Source organism: Variovorax sp. GW821-FHT10D07, assembly GCF_059415325.1.
Genome location: NZ_JBWKMZ010000003.1, coordinates 1 through 18138, shown reverse-complemented (window position 1 = coordinate 18138; position 18138 = coordinate 1). Strand labels below are relative to the sequence as shown.

General features: G+C 70.5%; 20 protein-coding genes. 18 read left to right on the top strand and 2 right to left on the bottom strand.

Annotated features, from left to right (window positions below; genetic code table 11):
• Positions 1-19: 19 nt before the first annotated feature.
• Genes AC07PU_RS10645 through AC07PU_RS10630 form a run of 4 tightly spaced genes read left to right on the top strand, consistent with a single transcriptional unit; the run spans position 20 to position 1644 of the window.
• Positions 20-205 (top strand): hypothetical protein, encoded by a 186-nt coding sequence (locus AC07PU_RS10645; protein ID WP_057593617.1) that lies wholly within the window; start codon positions 20-22, stop codon positions 203-205.
• A 13-nt stretch (positions 206-218) separates the two neighbouring features.
• On the top strand, positions 219-404 hold the full coding sequence (locus AC07PU_RS10640; RefSeq protein ID WP_495317325.1) for a hypothetical protein: 186 nt from the start codon (positions 219-221) through the stop codon (positions 402-404).
• Positions 405-436: 32 nt separating this feature from the next.
• A complete protein-coding gene (locus tag AC07PU_RS10635) occupies positions 437-898 on the top strand; it encodes a YiiD C-terminal domain-containing protein (protein ID WP_495317324.1) in 462 nt (153 codons plus the stop codon).
• Between the two features lie 8 nt (positions 899-906).
• Positions 907-1644, top strand: a complete 738-nt coding sequence (locus tag AC07PU_RS10630; RefSeq protein WP_398496869.1) for an IclR family transcriptional regulator — start codon at positions 907-909, stop codon at positions 1642-1644.
• Between the two features lie 9 nt (positions 1645-1653).
• Here AC07PU_RS10630 and AC07PU_RS10625 read toward each other — a convergent pair whose 3' ends face one another.
• Complete coding sequence (locus tag AC07PU_RS10625) at positions 1654-2550, bottom strand: HpcH/HpaI aldolase/citrate lyase family protein (RefSeq protein WP_495317321.1); 897 nt, start codon at positions 2548-2550, stop codon at positions 1654-1656.
• A 148-nt stretch (positions 2551-2698) separates the two neighbouring features.
• Here AC07PU_RS10625 and AC07PU_RS10620 point away from each other — a divergent pair, with 148 nt between their 5' ends.
• From AC07PU_RS10620 to AC07PU_RS10555, 14 genes are all read left to right on the top strand, one after another.
• Complete coding sequence (locus AC07PU_RS10620) at positions 2699-4069, top strand: MmgE/PrpD family protein (RefSeq protein WP_495317319.1); 1371 nt, start codon at positions 2699-2701, stop codon at positions 4067-4069.
• Entirely contained in the window at positions 4066-4566 is a 501-nt protein-coding gene (locus AC07PU_RS10615; protein WP_495317317.1) for a MaoC family dehydratase, read from the top strand. The genes AC07PU_RS10620 and AC07PU_RS10615 overlap by 4 nt, the downstream gene beginning before the upstream one ends.
• A 4-nt stretch (positions 4567-4570) precedes the next feature.
• Positions 4571-5806: an acyl-CoA dehydrogenase family protein gene (locus AC07PU_RS10610; RefSeq protein ID WP_495317315.1), complete on the top strand. Its 1236-nt coding sequence runs from the start codon at positions 4571-4573 to the stop codon at positions 5804-5806.
• Positions 5803-6294 (top strand): MaoC family dehydratase, encoded by a 492-nt coding sequence (locus AC07PU_RS10605; RefSeq protein ID WP_495317313.1) that lies wholly within the window; start codon positions 5803-5805, stop codon positions 6292-6294. The genes AC07PU_RS10610 and AC07PU_RS10605 overlap by 4 nt, the downstream gene beginning before the upstream one ends.
• Positions 6291-7541 (top strand): CaiB/BaiF CoA transferase family protein, encoded by a 1251-nt coding sequence (locus tag AC07PU_RS10600; RefSeq protein ID WP_495317311.1) that lies wholly within the window; start codon positions 6291-6293, stop codon positions 7539-7541. The genes AC07PU_RS10605 and AC07PU_RS10600 overlap by 4 nt, the downstream gene beginning before the upstream one ends.
• 27 nt (positions 7542-7568) lie before the next feature.
• Positions 7569-8480: an HpcH/HpaI aldolase/citrate lyase family protein gene (locus AC07PU_RS10595; protein WP_495317310.1), complete on the top strand. Its 912-nt coding sequence runs from the start codon at positions 7569-7571 to the stop codon at positions 8478-8480.
• Between the two features lie 70 nt (positions 8481-8550).
• Positions 8551-9576 carry a Bug family tripartite tricarboxylate transporter substrate binding protein gene (locus tag AC07PU_RS10590; protein WP_495317308.1) on the top strand — a complete coding sequence of 342 codons (1026 nt, stop codon included), beginning with the start codon at positions 8551-8553 and terminating at the stop codon, positions 9574-9576.
• A 146-nt stretch (positions 9577-9722) separates the two neighbouring features.
• Positions 9723-10616, top strand: coding sequence for a helix-turn-helix domain-containing protein (locus AC07PU_RS10585; RefSeq protein WP_177239591.1), 894 nt, complete (start codon positions 9723-9725; stop codon positions 10614-10616).
• A 146-nt stretch (positions 10617-10762) separates the two neighbouring features.
• Positions 10763-12367: an amidohydrolase family protein gene (locus AC07PU_RS10580; protein WP_495317305.1), complete on the top strand. Its 1605-nt coding sequence runs from the start codon at positions 10763-10765 to the stop codon at positions 12365-12367.
• Entirely contained in the window at positions 12364-13398 is a 1035-nt protein-coding gene (locus AC07PU_RS10575) for a CobW family GTP-binding protein (protein ID WP_495317303.1), read from the top strand. The genes AC07PU_RS10580 and AC07PU_RS10575 overlap by 4 nt, the downstream gene beginning before the upstream one ends.
• On the top strand, positions 13395-14198 hold the full coding sequence (locus AC07PU_RS10570) for an ABC transporter permease (RefSeq protein ID WP_057593600.1): 804 nt from the start codon (positions 13395-13397) through the stop codon (positions 14196-14198). The genes AC07PU_RS10575 and AC07PU_RS10570 overlap by 4 nt, the downstream gene beginning before the upstream one ends.
• Entirely contained in the window at positions 14195-15259 is a 1065-nt protein-coding gene (locus AC07PU_RS10565; protein ID WP_398496847.1) for an ABC transporter ATP-binding protein, read from the top strand. Before AC07PU_RS10570 ends, AC07PU_RS10565 begins: the two co-directional genes overlap by 4 nt.
• A gap of 37 nt (positions 15260-15296) precedes the next feature.
• Positions 15297-16331 (top strand): extracellular solute-binding protein, encoded by a 1035-nt coding sequence (locus AC07PU_RS10560; RefSeq protein WP_495317300.1) that lies wholly within the window; start codon positions 15297-15299, stop codon positions 16329-16331.
• 3 nt (positions 16332-16334) lie between these two features.
• Positions 16335-17249, top strand: coding sequence for an ABC transporter permease (locus AC07PU_RS10555; RefSeq protein WP_495317298.1), 915 nt, complete (start codon positions 16335-16337; stop codon positions 17247-17249).
• On the opposite strand, the gene AC07PU_RS10550 is transcribed toward AC07PU_RS10555, so the two are convergent.
• On the bottom strand, positions 17152-17895 hold the full coding sequence (locus AC07PU_RS10550) for a tRNA-uridine aminocarboxypropyltransferase (RefSeq protein ID WP_495317296.1): 744 nt from the start codon (positions 17893-17895) through the stop codon (positions 17152-17154). The two genes, AC07PU_RS10555 and AC07PU_RS10550, sit on opposite strands and share 98 nt — an antisense overlap.
• Between the last annotated feature and the right edge of the window lie 243 nt (positions 17896-18138).

The window sequence follows — 18138 nt, the reverse complement described above, 5'->3', positions numbered from 1 at the left end:
ACGGCAACGGCAACACGAGATGAAGCGCTACTTTCATTCGAAGCTCGACGCGGCCTTGCAGCTGCTCGAAACGCTCATCGGCTTCGGCCTGGTGTCCGGCGCCGCGGTGGCCGCGGCCCTGGGGCAATTCATCCTCGGCGGGATCCTGGCGGCGCTGGCGATCGGGGTGTTCCTGCGATTCAAGCGGGGGCGGGTGCGCAAGTAGACCGCCGGCCGATATGCTCGAAGCCCTGATCTCTCCCACCTCCTGCGTCGGTGCAGCGGCAGGCCTGCTCGTCGGCCTCGCGGTCCACTGGTTCGCGCCGGCCGACATCGACACCGTGCAGCTCGGCGCCTGGCTCGTGGGCATCGGCTGGGCCGCGGGCCTGGCGTGGGACCTCATGGACACGCACCGGCCCAAGTAGCACGACGCCCACATCCCAAAGAGATCACCGCATTGAACCCCGCAGACCTGGAGCACTACCTCCACGACCACATCCCGCTCTCGAAGGCCATGGCCGTGTCCGTCGCCTCGGTGGCGCCGCATGAAGTGGTGCTGCGCGCACCGCTCGCGCCCAACATCAACCACCGCGACACCGTGTTCGGCGGCAGCGCCTCGGCGGTCGCGATCCTCGCGGCCTGGTCGCTGCTCAACACGCGGCTGACGGCCGAGGGCCTGGCCAGCCGGCTCGTGATCCAGCGCAACACCATGGCCTACGAGCTGCCGATCGAGGGCGACTTCATCGCGCGCTCGGCCTTCGACGAACCCGCGCAATGGCCGCAGTTCGCGCGCATGCTGGCGCGCAAGGGCAAGGCGCGGATCTCGGTGTCGTCGCAGCTCGAATACGGCGGGCAGGTCGTGGGGCGGCTGACGGGCGAATTCGTGGCGCTTCGGCCGCCGCCGGAGCAAGCCGCGTAGCACCCGCCATGCAGAACACCCTCGTGAAATCCGCGGTGCGGGTCTTCGAACTGCTCGAGCTGTTCGAGGCCGAGCAGCGGCCGCTGCGCGTGGCGGAGATCGTGCAGAAGCTGGGCGCGCCGCAATCGAGCGTCTCGATGCTGCTCAAGACCCTGGCCAGCCAGGGCTACATGGAGTACGAGCGCGCGACGCGCAGCTACTGCCCGTCGGTGCGGGTCGCGTTCCTCTGCGAATGGGCCACGCACATGCCGGGCCAGCGCGAAACCATCCACGACACGCTGCGCCGCCTGGCCAGCGAGACCGGCGAGTCGGTGCTGCTCGGGCGCAAGAGCGGCCTCTCGATGCAGTACATCTCGGTGATCCAGTCGCAGCACGCGCTGCGCTTCTCGCCCTCGCCGGGCGTGAAGCGGCCCATGCACCACGCCGCCATCGGCATCATGCTGCTGAGCGAGATGAAGGACGAGCAGATCGAGCTGCTGCTGCGACGCTACAACGCGGAGCGCGGCAAGAGCGGCCCGATCGCGCGGATCGCACAGACCCTGCGCGCGGTCGAGCAGGCACGCGAACAGGGCTGGTACGAATCGGCCAATCTCGCGACCTCGGGCGCGGGCGTGATCGCCACCCTGATTCCCACCAAGATCCGCAGCCAGCGGCTGGCGATCGGGATCGGTGCGCCGGTCGATCGGCTGCACCAGCGGCGCAAGCAACTGCTGCCCGCGCTGCTGGCCGCCGCGGGCAATTGCTGAGCGCGGCGCTCAGCGGCCTTGGTCGCGCGCCTCGATCGCCGCCTGCATCGCCAGCAGGCGCTGCGCCTGCGCGAAATGCAGCCGCTCGACCATCCGGCCTTCGAGGTTGATGACGCCCGCGCCGGCATGCCGGGGCAGCTCGAAGGCCGCGACGATCGCACGCGCCTCCTCGAGCGCCGCCGCCGAGGGAGAGAAGGCCGCGTTCGCCGGCGCGATCTGCGACGGATGGATCAGCGTCTTGCCGTCGAAGGCCATGCGCGACGACTGCAGGGCTTCCGCATCGAAGCCCGCTGTGTCGGCGAAGTCGTTCCAGACGCCGTCGAGCACGCAGACGCCATGCCGCTTCGCGCTCAGCACGACACCCATGAGCCACGGCACCAGGTAGCACCGCCCATCGCCCGCGAACACGCCGGTTTCCTTCGCGAGGTCGTTGGTGCCGACCACGAGGGCCTCGAGCCGCGGCCGCGCGCCAAGGCCGGCGCGCACGATGTCGTCGAGCGTCGCGAGCGCGTCGGCCGTCTCGACCATCAGCCATAGCCGCAATTCAGCGCCCAGGCCATGGCGCAGCGCCGCCTCCGACAGGAAGCGCACGTCGTTCGCGCTGCCGATCTTGGGCACCAGCAGCGCATCGGGCCGGCAGCGCGCCACGGTGCGCATGTCGGCATCGAAGTCCGCGCCGCCGATGGCGTTGATGCGCACCACCCTGTAGTGCGGCCCGGGCCGTCTGGCTTCGAAGACCTGCAGCAGGTGGCTGCGCGCCGCCTCCTTCATCTCGGGAGCGACGGCATCTTCGAGGTCGAAGACGACGGCATCGGCATCGAGGCCGCCGACCTTGGCGAGGGCGCGTGGATTGGAGGCCGGAACGTAGAGCGCCGAACGGCGCGGTGGGTGCTGAAGTGCATTCATGGGCGTGCAGTCTGCCGCTTCGCTTGCGTGCGCTCCATCGCATATGTGATGGTTCTGGCGCGTCTTCAACCATCACATCCATGATTCTTTTCGCCGACGCACGCCCGGATACTTCAGCGAACGAGACAACCAGACGGCAGGAAAAAAGATGAGCGAAGCGCACACCGGCGTGACGAAGGACGTGGAGGCCACCCGGCTGCTGGCCGAATGGATCGGCGGCGGCGCGCAGCAAGCGATCACGCCGCTGGCGCTCGAATGGGCGCGGCACGTGATGCTCGACTGGCTCGCCGTGACCATCGCCGGCAGCAGCGAACCGCTGGTGCGGATGCTCGCGGAGGAATACGGCGGCAGCGGCGGCGAAGCCTCCTCGCTGATCGCGAGCGGCCGCCGTGCGCGGCCGGTCGATGCGGCACTGATCAACGGCGCCGCCGGCCATGCGCTCGACTTCGACGATGTGGCCTCGCGCATGTTCGGCCATCCCAGCGTGCCGGTGGTGCCCGCGGCGCTGGCACTGGCACAGGCGCGCGGCGCTTCCGGCCTCGCGCTGCTGCGCGCCGTGGTGGTCGGCCACGAGATCGAGAGCCGCGTCGGCGAGATGGTGGGTCCGAGCCACTACCGCCACGGCTTCCATGCGACCGGCACCGTCGGCACGCTGGGCGCCGCGGCGGCCTGTGCCCACCTGCAAGGGCTCGACCCGTCGCGGACCGCGCATGCACTGGGCCTCGCGGCCACCCAGGCTGCCGGGCTCAAGTCGATGTTCGGCACCATGGCCAAGCCGCTGCACGCGGGCAAGGCCGCGATGAACGGGCTGATGGCCGCGCAGCTCGCGGCGCGCGGCTTCACCGCGAACGAGCAGGCGATCGAGGGCGCGCAGGGTTTCGCGCGCACGCTGGCACCGGAGCTCAACCCCTTCCCCGCCACCATCGACACCATGTCCGGCTTCGCGATCGAGCGCACGCTGTTCAAGTACCACGCCGCCTGCTACCTCACGCACTCGTCGATCGAGGCTATCCGCGAACTGCGCGCGCGCCACGGCGTCGGTCTCGACGACCTGGAAACGCTGACGCTGACGGTCTCGGGCGAAGGCAACCATCGTGGCGTCTGCGACATCGAGGCCCCGGCGACCGGGCTCGAAGTCAAGTTCTCGATCCGCCACCTGGCCGCGCTGGCTTTGGACGGCGCCGACACCGCCGCGCTCGGTCTCTACACCGACCAGACGGCAAGCGATCCGCGCTGGCGCCGGGCGCGCGAACGCGTGGCGCTCGAGGTCGCCGACACGCAGCAGCGCGACACCGCGACCGCCACCCTGCGCACGCGCGATGGCCGCGTGCTGAGCGCGCAGGCCAATGTCGCCATTCCCGCCACCGACCTCGATGCGCAATGGCAACGCCTGCACGCCAAGGCGCGCGCGATCGCCGAGCCGGTGATCGGCGCCGCGCGCTTCGAGCAGTTGGTGCACGCGGTCGCGGCACTCCCCACCTCCCCCCACCTCCACTCCCTGATCGAAGCGATTCAATGACGCCCAACGACATCACGGTCCAACGCCTGAAGGCCGAGGCCAGGCCCAGGACACGCGGCAACCGGTACGAGGATTTCGACATCGGCCGCCGCTTCGCGCACCACTGGGGCCGCACGGTCACGGCCGCGGACAACACGCTGTTCTCCGCGCTGACGCTGCACTACAACCCGCACTACACCAACGAGGCCTTCGCCCAGGCCCATGGCCACCCGACCACGCCGGTCAATCCGCTGCTGGTGTTCAACACGGTGTTCGGCCTGTCGGTGGAAGACCTGTCCGAGGGCGGCGGCCCCTTCCTCGGCGTGGACGAGCTCAGCTACCTGCGGCCCGTCTATCCGGGCGACACGCTCCAGGCCCGCTCCGAAGTGGTGGCCGCGCGCCTGGCGAGCAACCGCCCGGGCTACGGCATCGTCACCTGGCACACGCGCGGCAGCAACCAACGCGGCGAGGAGGTCATCGCCTTCAAGCGCACGAACCTGGTCAAAACGAGGAACTGAAACGATGTCGGAAGATGGTCTGGGCTACATGACGCAAGAGCGTCGCATGATCCGCGACGCGGCGCGCGAATTCACGATGAAGGAGGTGCTGCCGGTCGCCAACAGGCTCGACGGCCCGGAGGGCGAGATCCCGATGGAACTGCGCCAGAAGATCGCCGACATGGGCTACTTCGGGATCATGATTCCCGAGCAGTACGGCGGCCTCGGTCTCGGCTATTTCGAGTACTGCCTGATCTGCGAGGAACTCGCTCGCGGCTGGATGTCGGTCGCCTCGATCGTCGCGCGCGCCCAGGGCGGCTGGATCAAGGCCGCCATGCCCGAGGAGATGCGCGCCAGGTACTTGCCGCGCGTGGTGCGCGGCGAGTTCCTCAACGCCAGCGCGCTGTCCGAGCCCGACACCGGCTCCGACCTGGCCTCGATCTCGTGCCGCGCGGTGCGCGACGGCGACGAGTGGGTGATCACCGGCAACAAGTACTGGTGCACCTTCGCGGACGGCGCCGACTACATCACGCTGTTCGCGCGCACCGCGCCGCCGCCCAACGCCGACAAGCGCTGGCTCGGCATCTCCTGTTTCCTGATCGAGAAGGAGCGCGGCAGCTTTCCGAAGGGCATGACCGGCGCGCCGATCCCCAAGATCGGCTACTTCGGCTGGAAGACCTTCGAGCTCGCGCTCGACGGCCTGCGCGTGCCGGCGGATTGCCTGATCGGCGAGGAGGGCAAGGCCTTCCACCTGATGACCAAGGGCCTGGAAGGCGCGCGCGCCCACACGGCCGCGCGTGCCATCGGGCTGGCCCAGGGTGCGCTCGAGGACGCCATCGCCTATGCCGGCGAACGCAAGCAGTTCGGCATGCCGATCGCCGAGTACCAGGCGATCCGCTTCAAGATCGCCACCATGGCGACCGAGATCGAGGCGGCGCGCCAGCTCATGCACTTCGTCTGCAGCGAGATCGACAGCGGCCGGCGCTGCGACAAGGAAGCCTCGATGGCGAAGTACTTCGCCTCCGAGATGGCCGAGCGCGTGACCTCCGAGGCGATGCAGATCTTCGGCGGCGCGGGCTACACCAAGCTGTTCCCGGTCGAACGCTACTGGCGCGACGCGCGGCTCACGAAGATCTTCGAGGGCACCTCGGAGATCCAGCAGCGCATCATCGCGACCAGCCTGCTGGGCAAGTCGGAGGTCGAGGCCATGATCGCCGGGCGCGCCTTCGCGGCCGTGGCGCAGAAAGGCGGCGCGGCATGAGAAGCGCCGAACTCACCAGCGCCGACAACTACTTCGAGGACTTCGAGGTCGGCCTGCTGCTGCGCCACCACCGCGGCAAGACCGTGACCGAGATGGACAACGTGCTGCTCACCAACCTGGTGATGAACACCGCCGAGGGCCATTTCAACGAGGACGCGATGAAGAAGCAGGATGCGCGCGGCATCTTCGCGCAGCGCGTGGTGTTCGGCGGCATCAACCTGTCGATGGTGCTCGGGCTCGCGGCCCAGGACACGGCCGAGCAATGCCTGCAGGAACTGGCGCTCGACAGGATCCGCCTGTCGCACCCGGTGTTCCATGGCGACACGCTCTATGCCTACAGCGAGGTGCTGGAAGCGCGCCCGGCCGACCGCGCCGACGCCGGCATCGTGCGTTTCCGGCACTACGGCCTGAACCAGGACGACAAGCTCTGCGTCGAGGCCGAGCGCACCGTGCTGCTCAAGCGCAAGAGCCATTGGGCCGGCCGGTGACGCAGGCTGCCCCCGCCGCCGCCGCCGCCGGCGCGCTCGACGGCCTGGTCGTGCTCGACCTCACGCGCATGCTGGCCGGTCCCTACGCCACCATGATGCTGGCCGACCAGGGCGCGCGCGTGGTGAAGATCGAGCCGCCCGGCGGCGACCCCACGCGCCGGACCGGCCCGCACCTGCCCGGCGCGCTGACCATCGCCGAAGGCGGCTTCGGCGGCTACTTCGCCTCGATCAACCGCAACAAGCAGTCGATCGCGCTCGACCTCAAGCAGCCCGCCGGCAAGGCCGCGCTGCTGCGCATGGTGCGCGGTGCCGACGTGCTGGTCGAGAACTACCGCTGCGGCGTGATGGAACGGCTGGGCCTGGGCTACGAGGCGCTGATCGCCGAGAACCCGCGGCTGGTGTATGCCGCGATGCGCGGCTTCGGCGACCCGCGCAGCGGCCGCAGCCCCTACGCCGACTGGCCGGCCTACGACCCGGTCGCGCAGGCGATGGGCGGCATCATGGGCATCACCGGCCCGGTGCCCGCGGGTGCGCCGACCAAGATCGGCCCGGGCGTCGGCGACCTGGTGCCCGCGACCTTCCTCGCCTTCGGCATCGCCTCGGCCTGCTGGCGCGCGCAGCGCACCGGGCGCGGCCAGTTCGTCGACGTGTCGATGGTCGATGCGGTGCTGGCGATCTGCGAGCGGCTGGTCTACCAGTACAGCGCCTCGCACGAGTCGCCGGGTCCCGAGGGCAACGGCCACCCGCTGCTGTGCCCCTTCGGACTGTTCCCCGCGAAGGACGGCCACGTGAGCCTCGGCGTTCCCAACGACCGCTTCTGGGTGCCGCTGGTGCAGCGCATGGGCCGGCCCGAGCTCGCGAGCGATCCGCGCTACGCGAGCAACGAGGCGCGCATGGCGCACCGCGCCGAGGTCGAGGCCCTGGTCGGCGAATGGACCGCGCGCCACACCAAGGCCGAGCTGTCGTCGCTGCTCGGCGCCGAGATTCCGTTCGGCCCGGTGTTCGATGCGCAGGACATCTTCGAGGACGCGCATTTCCGCGCGCGCGGGATGCTGGTGGAGACCGAGCAGCCGGGCGCCGCGCGCGCGCTGACCGTGGCCGGCACACCGGTCCACATGAGCGACACGCCCGGCGGCGTTCACCGGCGCGCGCCGCTCACCGGCGAGCACAGCGACGCGGTGCTCCAGGGCTTCGGCTTCGCGCCGGCCGAGATCGCGGCGCTGCGCGCCGACCACGTCATCCACTGAAACCACTGCCTGAAGGAAACGAGTTCCATGCAAGAACGACCCCAGAGACTGCGCCGCTGCCAGCTGTCCGTGCCCGGCTCGAGCGAGAAGATGATGCAGAAAGCCGCGGGAATGGACGTCGACTTCGTCTTCCTCGATCTCGAGGATGCGGTCGCGCCGTCGGAGAAACGCCCCGCGCGCGCGAAGATCGTGCACGCGCTCAACGGCCTCGACTGGGGCCGCACCACGCGCTGCGTGCGCATCAACGACCTGACGACCGAGTACGCCTACGAGGACATCATCGAGGTGGTCGAGGGCGCGCGCGAGAACCTCGACCTGATCATGCTGCCCAAGGCGATGAGCGCGGCCGACGTGCAGTTCGTCGACAAGCTGCTGTCGATGATGGAGAAGAAGCTCGGCTTGAAGAAGCGCATCGGCATCGACGTGCTGATCGAGGAGGTCGAGGCCATGATGCGGGTCGAGGAGATCGCGGCCTCCACGCCGCGGCTCGAGTGCCTGATCTTCGGCATGGGCGACTACTCGGCGAGCCAGGGCATCTCGCTGCGCGACATCGGCGGCGCCAGCGGCTACCCCGGCGACATCTGGCACTACCAGCGCCACAAGCTGACCATTGCCGCGCGCGCGCACCGCATCGATGCCGTCGACGGTCCCTTCGCCGACTTCAGGGACCCCGACGCCTTCCGCGAGGAATGCCGGCGCTCGATGATCCTCGGCATGGTCGGCAAGTGGGCCATCCACCCCTCGCAGGTCGCGCTCGCGCAGGAAGCCTTCTCGCCGCCGGCCGCCGACGTGGCGCGCGCGCGCGACATGATCCAGGCCTACGACCAGGCCCTCGCGCAGGGCCTCGGCGCCGTGCAGTACGACGGAAAGATGATCGACATCGCGTCGGTGCGCATCGTGCGCAACCTGGTCGAGCGGGCCGACCGCATCGGCATGTAGGCGCGCGTGCCCGTGGACGCGCTGCCGCCGGCAGCCGCGTCACCTGAAGCGACCCGAAGGAGACAAAGCAATGCAACGAGACAAGATCGAACCGTCCCTGCCCCTGGACGCCGCCCGCCGGCGGCAGCTGCTCGCGGCCGGCCTGGCGCTGGGCACAGGCGCACTGCCGCGGCTGGCCTTCGCGCAGGACTGGCCCACCAAGCCGGTGCGGCTGGTGGCCGCGCAGGCGCCCGGCTCGTCCAACGACGCCACCGCGCGCGCGGTGGCCGAGTACATGACCTCGAGCCTGGGCCAGGCGGTGGTGGTGGAGAACAAGCCCGGCGGCATCGGCATGATCGCGGCGGACAACGTGGCGCGCTCCCCCGCCGACGGCTACACCCTGCTCATCACGCTGCACAGCCAGCTCGCGCAGGCACCGGTGATGCTCAAGAAGGTGCCGCTCGACACCTCGAAGGACCTGGTGCCGATCGCGGCCTTCAGCACCGGCGTGTCGCCGATGGTGGTGAAGAAGGACCTGCCGGTGAAGAACTTCAAGGAACTGCTCGCGCTCGCGCGCCAGCGGCCGGTGTCGGTGGGAAACTACGGCATCGGCTCGGGCTGGCAGATCATGATGACCCAGCTCGCCAAGCAGACCGGCGCCAGGTTCGACATCGTGAACTACAAGGGCACGGGCCCGATGGTGTTCGACCTGATGGCGGGCAACATCGACATCGGCGCGGGCTCGCTGGCGGGCCTGGGCCCCGGGATCCAGAAAGGCAGCTTCCGGCCGGTGCTGGTCATCTCGGGCGGGCGCTCGGAGAAGCTGCTGCCCGGCATTCCGACCTGGGCCGACGAGGGCTTCACCGGGGCCGCGTTCGAGAACCTCACCGAGTGCAACATGATCCTGGGCCCCACGGGCCTTCCGGCCGACGTGGTGCGCCGCGTCGCCGATGCCTGCCGCGAATCGGCATCCAGGTCGGAGGCCGTCAAGAATGTGCTGGCGCAGCTCGGCGTGGAGGAAGCGCCGCTCACGGGCGCCGAGCTGCAGCGCTTCATCCAGCGCACCTGGCCCACCTACCAGGCGATGACGAGGGAGCTCGGGCTGCAGGCGCAGTAGCCGCGCGCGCCGCGCGGGAAGCGGAGGGAACGCCGCGGGCGGCGGCCGGACCGGGATTACCCCCCGGTGACTGGCCCGGAAAATGCATGAGAATTCGCGCACTTTCGACTGCCTCGGCGCTCGCCGCCTCTTCCCGAACGCACCTCATGCTGCCCCTGCGCGACCTCAACGACATGGAAGACCTGTGGGGCCTGCGCAGCGCCGGTGCGCTGATGAACCTGCCGTCCACCGGGGTGTCGGTGCTGCGCTGGACGCGCAAGACGGCCGGGCCCTTCCAGTTCGACATCGAGACCTCGCAGGACTTCATGATGTTCTCGATGGTGCTGCTGCCGATGGACGCCTGCTCGCGCGTGGACGACACGGTGATCTGGGACGGCCCGATCGAAGGCGGCAGCGTGCGGCTGATCGACTCGCGCACCATCGAGCGCACGGGCTTCGAATCGCCCAGCCCCTTCGACCTGCTGCACATCCATTTCTCGCTCGGCGAGCTGCGCGCGACCGCGCGCCGCTTCGGCATCGACTTCGAGGACTTCGAGCCGCGCGACGGCCCGCTGTACCGCGACGACCGCGTGGGCCGCCTGCTCGGCGCGCAACTCGTGGCGGCGCTCGACGCCGACGGCGCGGCCGGGCGCATGTATGCCGACGGCATCGCGCAGTCGCTGGTGGCGCACCTGCTGCGCAGCTACGGGCGCGTGGTCCATGCCGAGGCGCCGCCGGCGCATGAAGGCCTGCAGGCGGCCTTCGACCACGTGGAGCGCCATCCGCACGAGCCGCTGAGCGTGGCGCGGCTCGCGCGCCTGGCCGAGATGAGCGAATTCCATTTCGCGCGCCGCTTCAAGCAGCGCTACGGGCTCACGCCGCACGCGCACCTGGTGGCGGCGCGGCTGCGGCTGGCCAAGGCCGACCTGGCCTTCTCGGACAAGAACATCCTGCAGATCGCCATGGACTGCGGCTTCTCCGACTCCAGCCATCTCGCGCGGCTGTTTCGCCGCACCGAAGGCATGACGCCGCAGGTCTACCGGCAGGCCCGGCGCCAGTAGCGGACCGCACCACCGCGCGCTTCCGCCGGCCCGGCAGCAAGAACATGCTGTCCGCCGCGCAGGATTGACCGAGACGGCCTGCCCCCTCGCTCGAAAGAATCGCCCTCGCCATCCGGCTTCTCCGGATGATGTTCGAGGAGATTCGAGTGACAGCAGCAACTGCGATGCAGGACAGCACGCCGGGCGTCGAGGCCGGCGACGAGATCGCGGCCAGACTCCGGCTGCGCGGCGGCACCGAGAAGGCGCGCGCCACGCGGCGCGACCGCGGCGAAGGGCCGTTCGAGCGCCTGGTGCTGCGCGGCGCCACCGTGATCGACGGCACCGGCGCGCCGCCCTGGGGGCCGGTGGACATCGTGATCGAGCGCGACCGCATCGTCGAGATGCGCAGCGTGGGCGCGCCGCGCCTCGCCATCGATCCGGCCGGGCGGCCGGCCGCGGGCCAACACGAGATCGACTGCCACGGCAAGTTCGTCACGCCGGGCTTCGTCGATGCCCATGCCCACATCGGCTCGCCCTTCGTCAGCCGCGATGCGCCGCCGGCCGACTACGTCTACAAGCTGTGGCTGGCGCATGGCGTGACCACGGTGCGCGAGATGGGCTGCTTCAACGGCCTGGGCTGGACCCTGGACCAGCGCGAGCGCGCGGCCGCCGGCACCATCGCGGCGCCGCGCATCCTCGCGCACGCCTACTTCCCGGCCGTCAACGACATCCTCAAGACCCTGCACACGCCGGCGCAGGCGCGCGACTGGCTGGGCCGGCTCAAGGCGCGCGGCGCCGACGGCGTGAAGTTCTTCGGCGCGCCGCCGGCCCTCATGCAGGCCGCGTTGGCCGAGTGCGCGAGCCTGGGCCTGCGCAGCGGCTGCCACCATGCGCAGATGGCCGTGACGCGCATGAACGCGCTGACCACCGCGCAGTGGGGCCTGACCAGCGCCGAGCACTACTACGGCCTGCCCGAGGCGCTGTTCGAGGAGCGCGTGGTGCAGAACTACCCGGCCGACTACGACTACGGCGACGAGTACTTCCGCTTCTCGGTCGCGGGCCAGACCTTCGGCCAGGCCGCGCAGCCCGGCAGCGCCACCTGGCGCAACGCGATGGACCGCTTCCTCGAACTCGGCTTCGCCTTCGTGCCCACCTTCGGCATCTACGACGCCAACCGCGACCTGATGCGCACGCGCCGCGCCGACTGGCACGACGACTACACCTGGCAGGCCTACTGGGACAACTTCCAGCCCTACCGCGGCGGCCACGGCTCGTACTGGTACCGCTGGTCGACCAAGAACGAGATCGAGTGGAAGGAGAACTACCGGCTCTGGATGCGCTTCATCAACGAGTACAAGAACCGCGGCGGCCGCGTCTGCGCGGGCAGCGATTCGGGCTTCATCTTCCAGCTGTTCGGCTTCGGCTTCGTGCGCGAGCTCGAGATGCTGCAGGAGGCCGGCTTCCATCCGCTCGAGGTGATCCGCGCCGCCTCGCTCGAGGGCGCGCACCTGCTGGGCATCGAGGCCGACTGCGGCAGCCTCGAGGTCGGCAAGCGCGCCGACCTGCTGGTGCACGACCAGAATCCGCTCGAGGACTTCAAGCTGCTCTACGGCACCGGCGCGATGCGCCTGAACGACGACAGCCGGCGCGTGGAGTGGCAGCGCGGCCTGAGCCGCACCATCGCGGGCGGCATCTGCTACGACACGGCCGAGCTGCTGGCCGACGTGCGCGCGATGGTCGCGGCCAACCGCACCGAGGCGGCCACGGCATGAATCCGGCGAACGACTTCCATCCGGTGCCGATCGAACTGACCGTGCTCACCGGCTTCCTCGGCAGCGGCAAGACCACGCTGCTGTCGAGCTACCTGCGGCTGCCGCAGGCGGCCGACACGGCCGTGATCGTCAACGAGATCGGCGAGGTCGACCTCGACGGCGCGGTGCTCGCCGCCACCGCCGCCAAGGTGCCGATGGCCTTGCTGAGCAACGGCTGCGTGTGCTGCGCGATGGGCGGCGACCTGCCCGGCACCATCGCGGCGCTGATCGAGGAACGCGAGACGCGCGGCCTGCCGCCGCTCGCGCGCATCGTGCTCGAGACCACCGGCCTCGCGCGGCCCGGCCCCGTGCTGCGCAGCCTCGGTCCGGTGGCCGCGCACCTGCGCGCGCAGGTGGTCGCCACCTTCGACTGCGTGCGCGGCGAGTCCCTGCTGGCGCTGCCCGAGGCGGCCGCGCAGATCGCGGGCGCGCAGCGCATCGTGCTGACGCGGCAGGACCTCGCGCCCGCGGGTGCCACCGAGGCGGCGCGCGCGCTGCTCGCGCGGGTCAATCCGCTGGCCGAACTGGTGGCCGAGCCGACGCCGGCAGCGCGCGCACTGGCCGCGCTCGCAGCGCCGGCCGCGCGCTCGCCGATGCCCGAACTGGCCGTGTCGGACGACGCGCCCGCGCACAGCGACATCCGCACCGCGCTGTGCCGCTTCGCCGCGCCGGTGGAACGCGACGCCCTCGCCGAATGGCTCGACAACCTCGCGGGCCTGTGCGGCGAGCGGCTGCTGCGCGTCAAGGGCGTGGTCGTGGTGCGCGGCGAGCGGCTGCCGCTGCTGGTGCAGTGCGTGGGCACGCTGTTCGCCCCGCTGCTGCCGTTCGCGGGCACGGCGAACGGCTCCTTCCTGGTCGTGATCGTGCGCGGCATGCGGCTCGACGAACTGCGCGAGCTGCAGCCGCCGCTGCCAATCGCCGTGCACGCGGCCACGCGGCCGAATGCGATCGGCCGGCCGCTGTCGGCCGTGCTCGAGGAAAGCTGCGCATGAGGCCCACCACCGTCGCGCGCCGGCTGCTGGTGGGCGCCACCTATGCCGCGATGCTGCTGCCGCTGGTCACCGTGGCCTGGCTCAGCGTGTTCGCGCAGCCGATCATGAGCTTCCCGCCCGAGGGCTATTCGCTGCACTGGTACGCCAATGCCTGGAGCAAGCCGCAGTTCGCGAGCAGCTTCGTGCTGTCGCTGCAGCTGGCGGCGATCTCGGCGCTGCTCGGCGTGGGCACCGGCACGGCGGCGGCCTATGCGATCGAGCGCGGCCGGTTCCGCGGCCGGCGCGCGCTGTCGGCGCTGCTGCTGTCGCCGCTGGCCTTTCCGGGCGTGGTGCTGGGCACCGGCATCTACGTGTTCTTCGTGCGCGTGGACAACGCCATCGACCTGCAGATCGTCGCCACGCTGCCGGGCCTGATCGCCGCGCATGCGCTGCTGGCGATTCCGTGGACGGTGCGCCTGGTCTCGGCCAGCCTGCAGGGCCTGGGCCGCGCGCCCGAGGAAGCCGCGGCCAACCTGGGCGCGCGCCCGCTCACGGTGTTCCTGCGCGTCACGCTGCCCTCGATGCGCGCCGGCATCGTGGCCGCGGCGGTGTTCAGCTTCATCGCCAGCTTCGAGAACCTCGAGATGACGATGATGCTCACGGGCCCCGGGTACGCCACCCTGCCGGTGGAAATGCTGAGCTACCTCAACTTCAACATGGACCCGACGCTGGCCGCGGTCGGCACGGTGCAGACCGTGCTGATCGCCGTGCTGCTGCTGGTCGCCGATCGTTTCGTCAGTCTGTCCCGGGTGACCTCTTGAGCCATCTCCATCTCGACAACCTCCAGTGCACCTACGACCGCACGGTCGCGGTGCGCCATCTCGACCTGCGCGTGGCCCAGGGCGAACTGCTCGCGCTGCTCGGCCCCTCGGGCTGCGGCAAGAGCACCACGCTGCGCATGGTGGCCGGCTTCGTGCCGCCGAGCGCGGGCCGCATCCTGTTCGGCGAACGCGACGTGACGCATGCACCGCCGCATGCGCGCGACACCGGCATGGTGTTCCAGGGCTATGCGCTGTTCATGCACATGAGCGTGGCCGAGAACGTGGCCTTCGGGCTGCAGATGCGCAAGGTGCCGCGCGCCGAGCAGGCCGCGCGCGTGAAGGAAGCGCTGCGGCTGGTGCAGCTCGAGCACCTGGCCGAGCGCCGGCCCGCCGCGCTCTCGGGCGGCCAGCAGCAGCGCGTGGCGCTGGCGCGCGCACTGGTGGTGCGGCCCGCGGTGTTCCTGCTCGACGAGCCGATGTCGAACCTCGACGCGCGGCTGCGCACCGAGGTGCGGCTCGAGATCCGCGCGCTGCAGCAGCGCCTGGGCCTCACCACGCTGCTGGTGACGCACGACCAGGAAGAGGCGCTCACCACCGCCGACCGGCTGGCCGTGATGGACCATGGCCGGGTGCGGCAGGTCGGCACGCCGCAGCAGGTGTACGAGCAGCCGGTCGACCAGTTCGTCGCCAACTTCATCGGGCGCTGCAACCTGGTGCCGGGACGGCTCGAGGCGCCCGGTGCTTTCCGCGCGGGCGCGCAGTTGCTGCCCTGCGCCCCGTCGGCGACGCCGCCGCGCGCGACCGGCGAGCTCGCGCTGATGGTGCGGCCCGACCGCATCCGCATCGCCGAAGCCGGCGCGCCCGGCCTGCCCGCGCGCGTGAAGCTCGGCACCTACCTGGGCGGCACGACTGAGTGGCACTTCGAGACCGAGGTCGGCCCGGTCTCGGTCGCGCAGCCCAGCGTGCCGGCGCGGGGCGCTCCCGCGATCGGCGAGCGCGTGAGCCTGCAGTGGTCGGCGGAACACGCGCTGCCCCTGCCCGCGGATGCCACGGCTTCCTGAGCTTCCTTTTCCCTCTCTCTCCACTCCGATCCTGTCCATGCATTCCACACGCCGTTCCCTGCTGCTGGCCGCAGCCTCGCTGCCGCTGGCCACGGCCCGCCCCGCCCTGGCCGCCGTCGGCGGCCGCGTCGTCGTCGCCACCTGGGGCGGCGACTACGGCGACCTGCTCGGCAAGCATGTCGAGCAGCCGCTGCTCAAGCCGCTGGGCATCGAGGCGGTGCAGAGCGTGGACGACGGCCCGCCGCGCAAGGCCAAGCTGCTGGCCGAGCGCAACGGCCGCCGCGGCAGCCTCGACGTGGTGTCGATGGTCGACTTCGAGGCCAGCGGCCTCGCGCAACTGGGCCTGTTCGAGACGCTGACCGAGGCCAACGTGCCGAACGCGAGGAACGCCATCGCCGCGCTGCGCCAGCCGCAGGCGCTGCCGCACATCTACTCGGGCCTGGTCATCGCCTACAACCCCGCGAAGATCAAGGTGGCGCCGAAGTCGCTCGCCGACCTCTGGGACCCGAAGTACAAGGGCCGCGTCGGCTTCGCCGACATCCTGTTCCCCTACAACATCGCCGCGGCCTCGCTCGCGGCCGGCGGCACGCTGGGCGACCTCGCGCCCGGCATGGCCAAGCTCGGCGAGATGAAGGCGCTGGCGCCCAAGATCTTCGCCACCAACGAGGCGGTGGCGCAGGCGCTCAAGGCCGAGGACATCTGGATCACCCTGGCCTGGCGCGCCCGCGTCCACCAGTGGCGGCGCGCCGGCGTGAGCGTGGCGGCGGCCGTGCCGGCCGAGGGCATCGTGCCGACCACCTTCACCGCCTCGGTGCCCAAGAACAGCCAGCAGAAGGACAACGCCTTCGCCTACTTGAACGCCATGCTCGATGCCGGCGCGCAGTCGGCCTTCGCCGAGCGCATGGGCTACGTGCCCACCGTCACCAATGCCAGGCTGCCGCCCGAGCTGGCCGCGCAGATCGCCTTCACGCCCGAGGAGCAATCGCGCTTCAAGGTGCCCGATTTCGGCTACTTCGCGCAGGCGATGCCGGCGCTGCAGCAGTACTGGTCGCGCGACTTCAAGGCGGCCTGAGCGATGCGCCTTTTGACCCTGCCCGCCATCGCGATCGTGCTGGCGCTGATGGTGGCGCCGATGGCGATGCTGCTGCGCTACTCGCTCAACCTCTACACGCCGACCGAGCTGATGGTCGAGGCCTTCACGGCGCGCAACTACGTGCAGCTGTTCGCCGACCCGTACTTTCGCGAGGTGCTGGGGGTGACGCTGAAGGTGGCCGCGCTGACCACGGGCATCGCCCTGCTACTCGGCCTGCCCGCGGGCTACACGCTGGCGCGCATGCCGCGGCGCTGGAAGATGTGGCTCACGCTGGCCACCATCCTGCCGCTGATGGTGGGCAACGTGGTGCGCTCGGCCGGCTGGATGGCGCTGCTGGGCAACAGCGGGCTGTTCAATGCGCTGGCGCAATGGAGCGGGCTGGCGCGCGAGCCGCTGCAGCTGATGTTCCACCAGCCCGCGGTGGTGGGCGTGATGGTCACGATCGTGCTGCCGCTGATGGTGATGACGCTGGCCAGCGTGATCGAGGGCATTCCGCGCAACGTCGAGGAGGCCGCGGCCAACCTCGGCGCGCGGCCCTTCACCGCCTTTCGCCGCGTGGTGCTGCCGCAGGCCATGCCGGGCGTGATCGCGGGCATGTCGCTGGTGTTCATCCTCTGCATGAACGCCTATGCCACGCCGGTGCTGATCGGCGGGCCGCGCTTTCGCATGATGACGCCCGAGATCTACCAGCAGTTCGTCGGGCTCAACAACTGGCCCTTCGGCGCGGCGCTGGCCTTCATGCTGCTGGCGGTGACGCTGGTCGCGGTGCTCGGGATCGGGATGGCGCTGCAGGCCGGCCTCAGGCCCGCAAGTCCGACAGCGCCCGCAGGCGCCGATGCGCCTCGCCCTGCGCATCGATCGGCGACTGGTTCTTCGCCTGCAGGTAGTGGTGGGTGAAGACCGCGAGGTAGGCGTCGAGGATCTGCGCGGCCAGCGCGTCGCCGGCCAGTTCCATGCACAGGCTCGCGACCTCGCTGGTGCAGAGGTGGTCGTCGCGGCCCGACTGGCGCAGCCGGTACTGCGTGCTGCGCGCGAGCACCGGGCTCAGCACAGGCAGCTGCGCGAGGTAGGCGCTGCGCCGGAACATCTTGCGCCCCTCGGCCCAGGTGCCGTCGAGCAGCACGAACAGCGGGCGCTTCGCGGGGCGGCCCTGCGAAGCCTCGGGCGGCGCGACGGTCTCCACCACCCGCCCGGGCGCGGCGTACTGCCCCGGAAACACCACGTACGGCTGCCATTGCGGATCGGCCAGCAGGGCCAGCAGCGCGGGATCGGCCTCGGTGCGCGACCAGCCGAAGGCGAAGGTGTCCTCGACCACGTCGGCGATCAGCCAGCCGGTGTTGCTGGGCTTGAGCGCCTCGATGTCGCCCATGATCAGGCAGACGCCCGCGCGCGTGGCCATCGAGGGCCGCAGCGCGCACAGGCAATGGCTGGGCGCGAGCCGGCAACCGGCGCAGCGCTCGCGCTTGAAGCCGCCACGGGCCAGGAAGGGTTTGACGCTGCGCGCGAGGCGTTCGGCGCGCAGCAGGGAGACGGCGTGGGGCATGCGCCGATTCTCGGGCATGCCCGCATGCCGGCCGGAGCCCTCAGAAGGTGTGAAGGAACCGTCGCGAGCGCCCCGAGGTCGCGTCGAGGACCGGAGCCGTACTGACGTACGGCGAGGACCGCAGATGCGAGATCGGGGCGCGCAGCAGGTTCATTCACGCCTTCTCAGAGGGTGTATTTGAAATAAACAATCACACGTTATCCTCGTCCCATACGCAATGCTGCAACGCAGGAGGTGACGAGT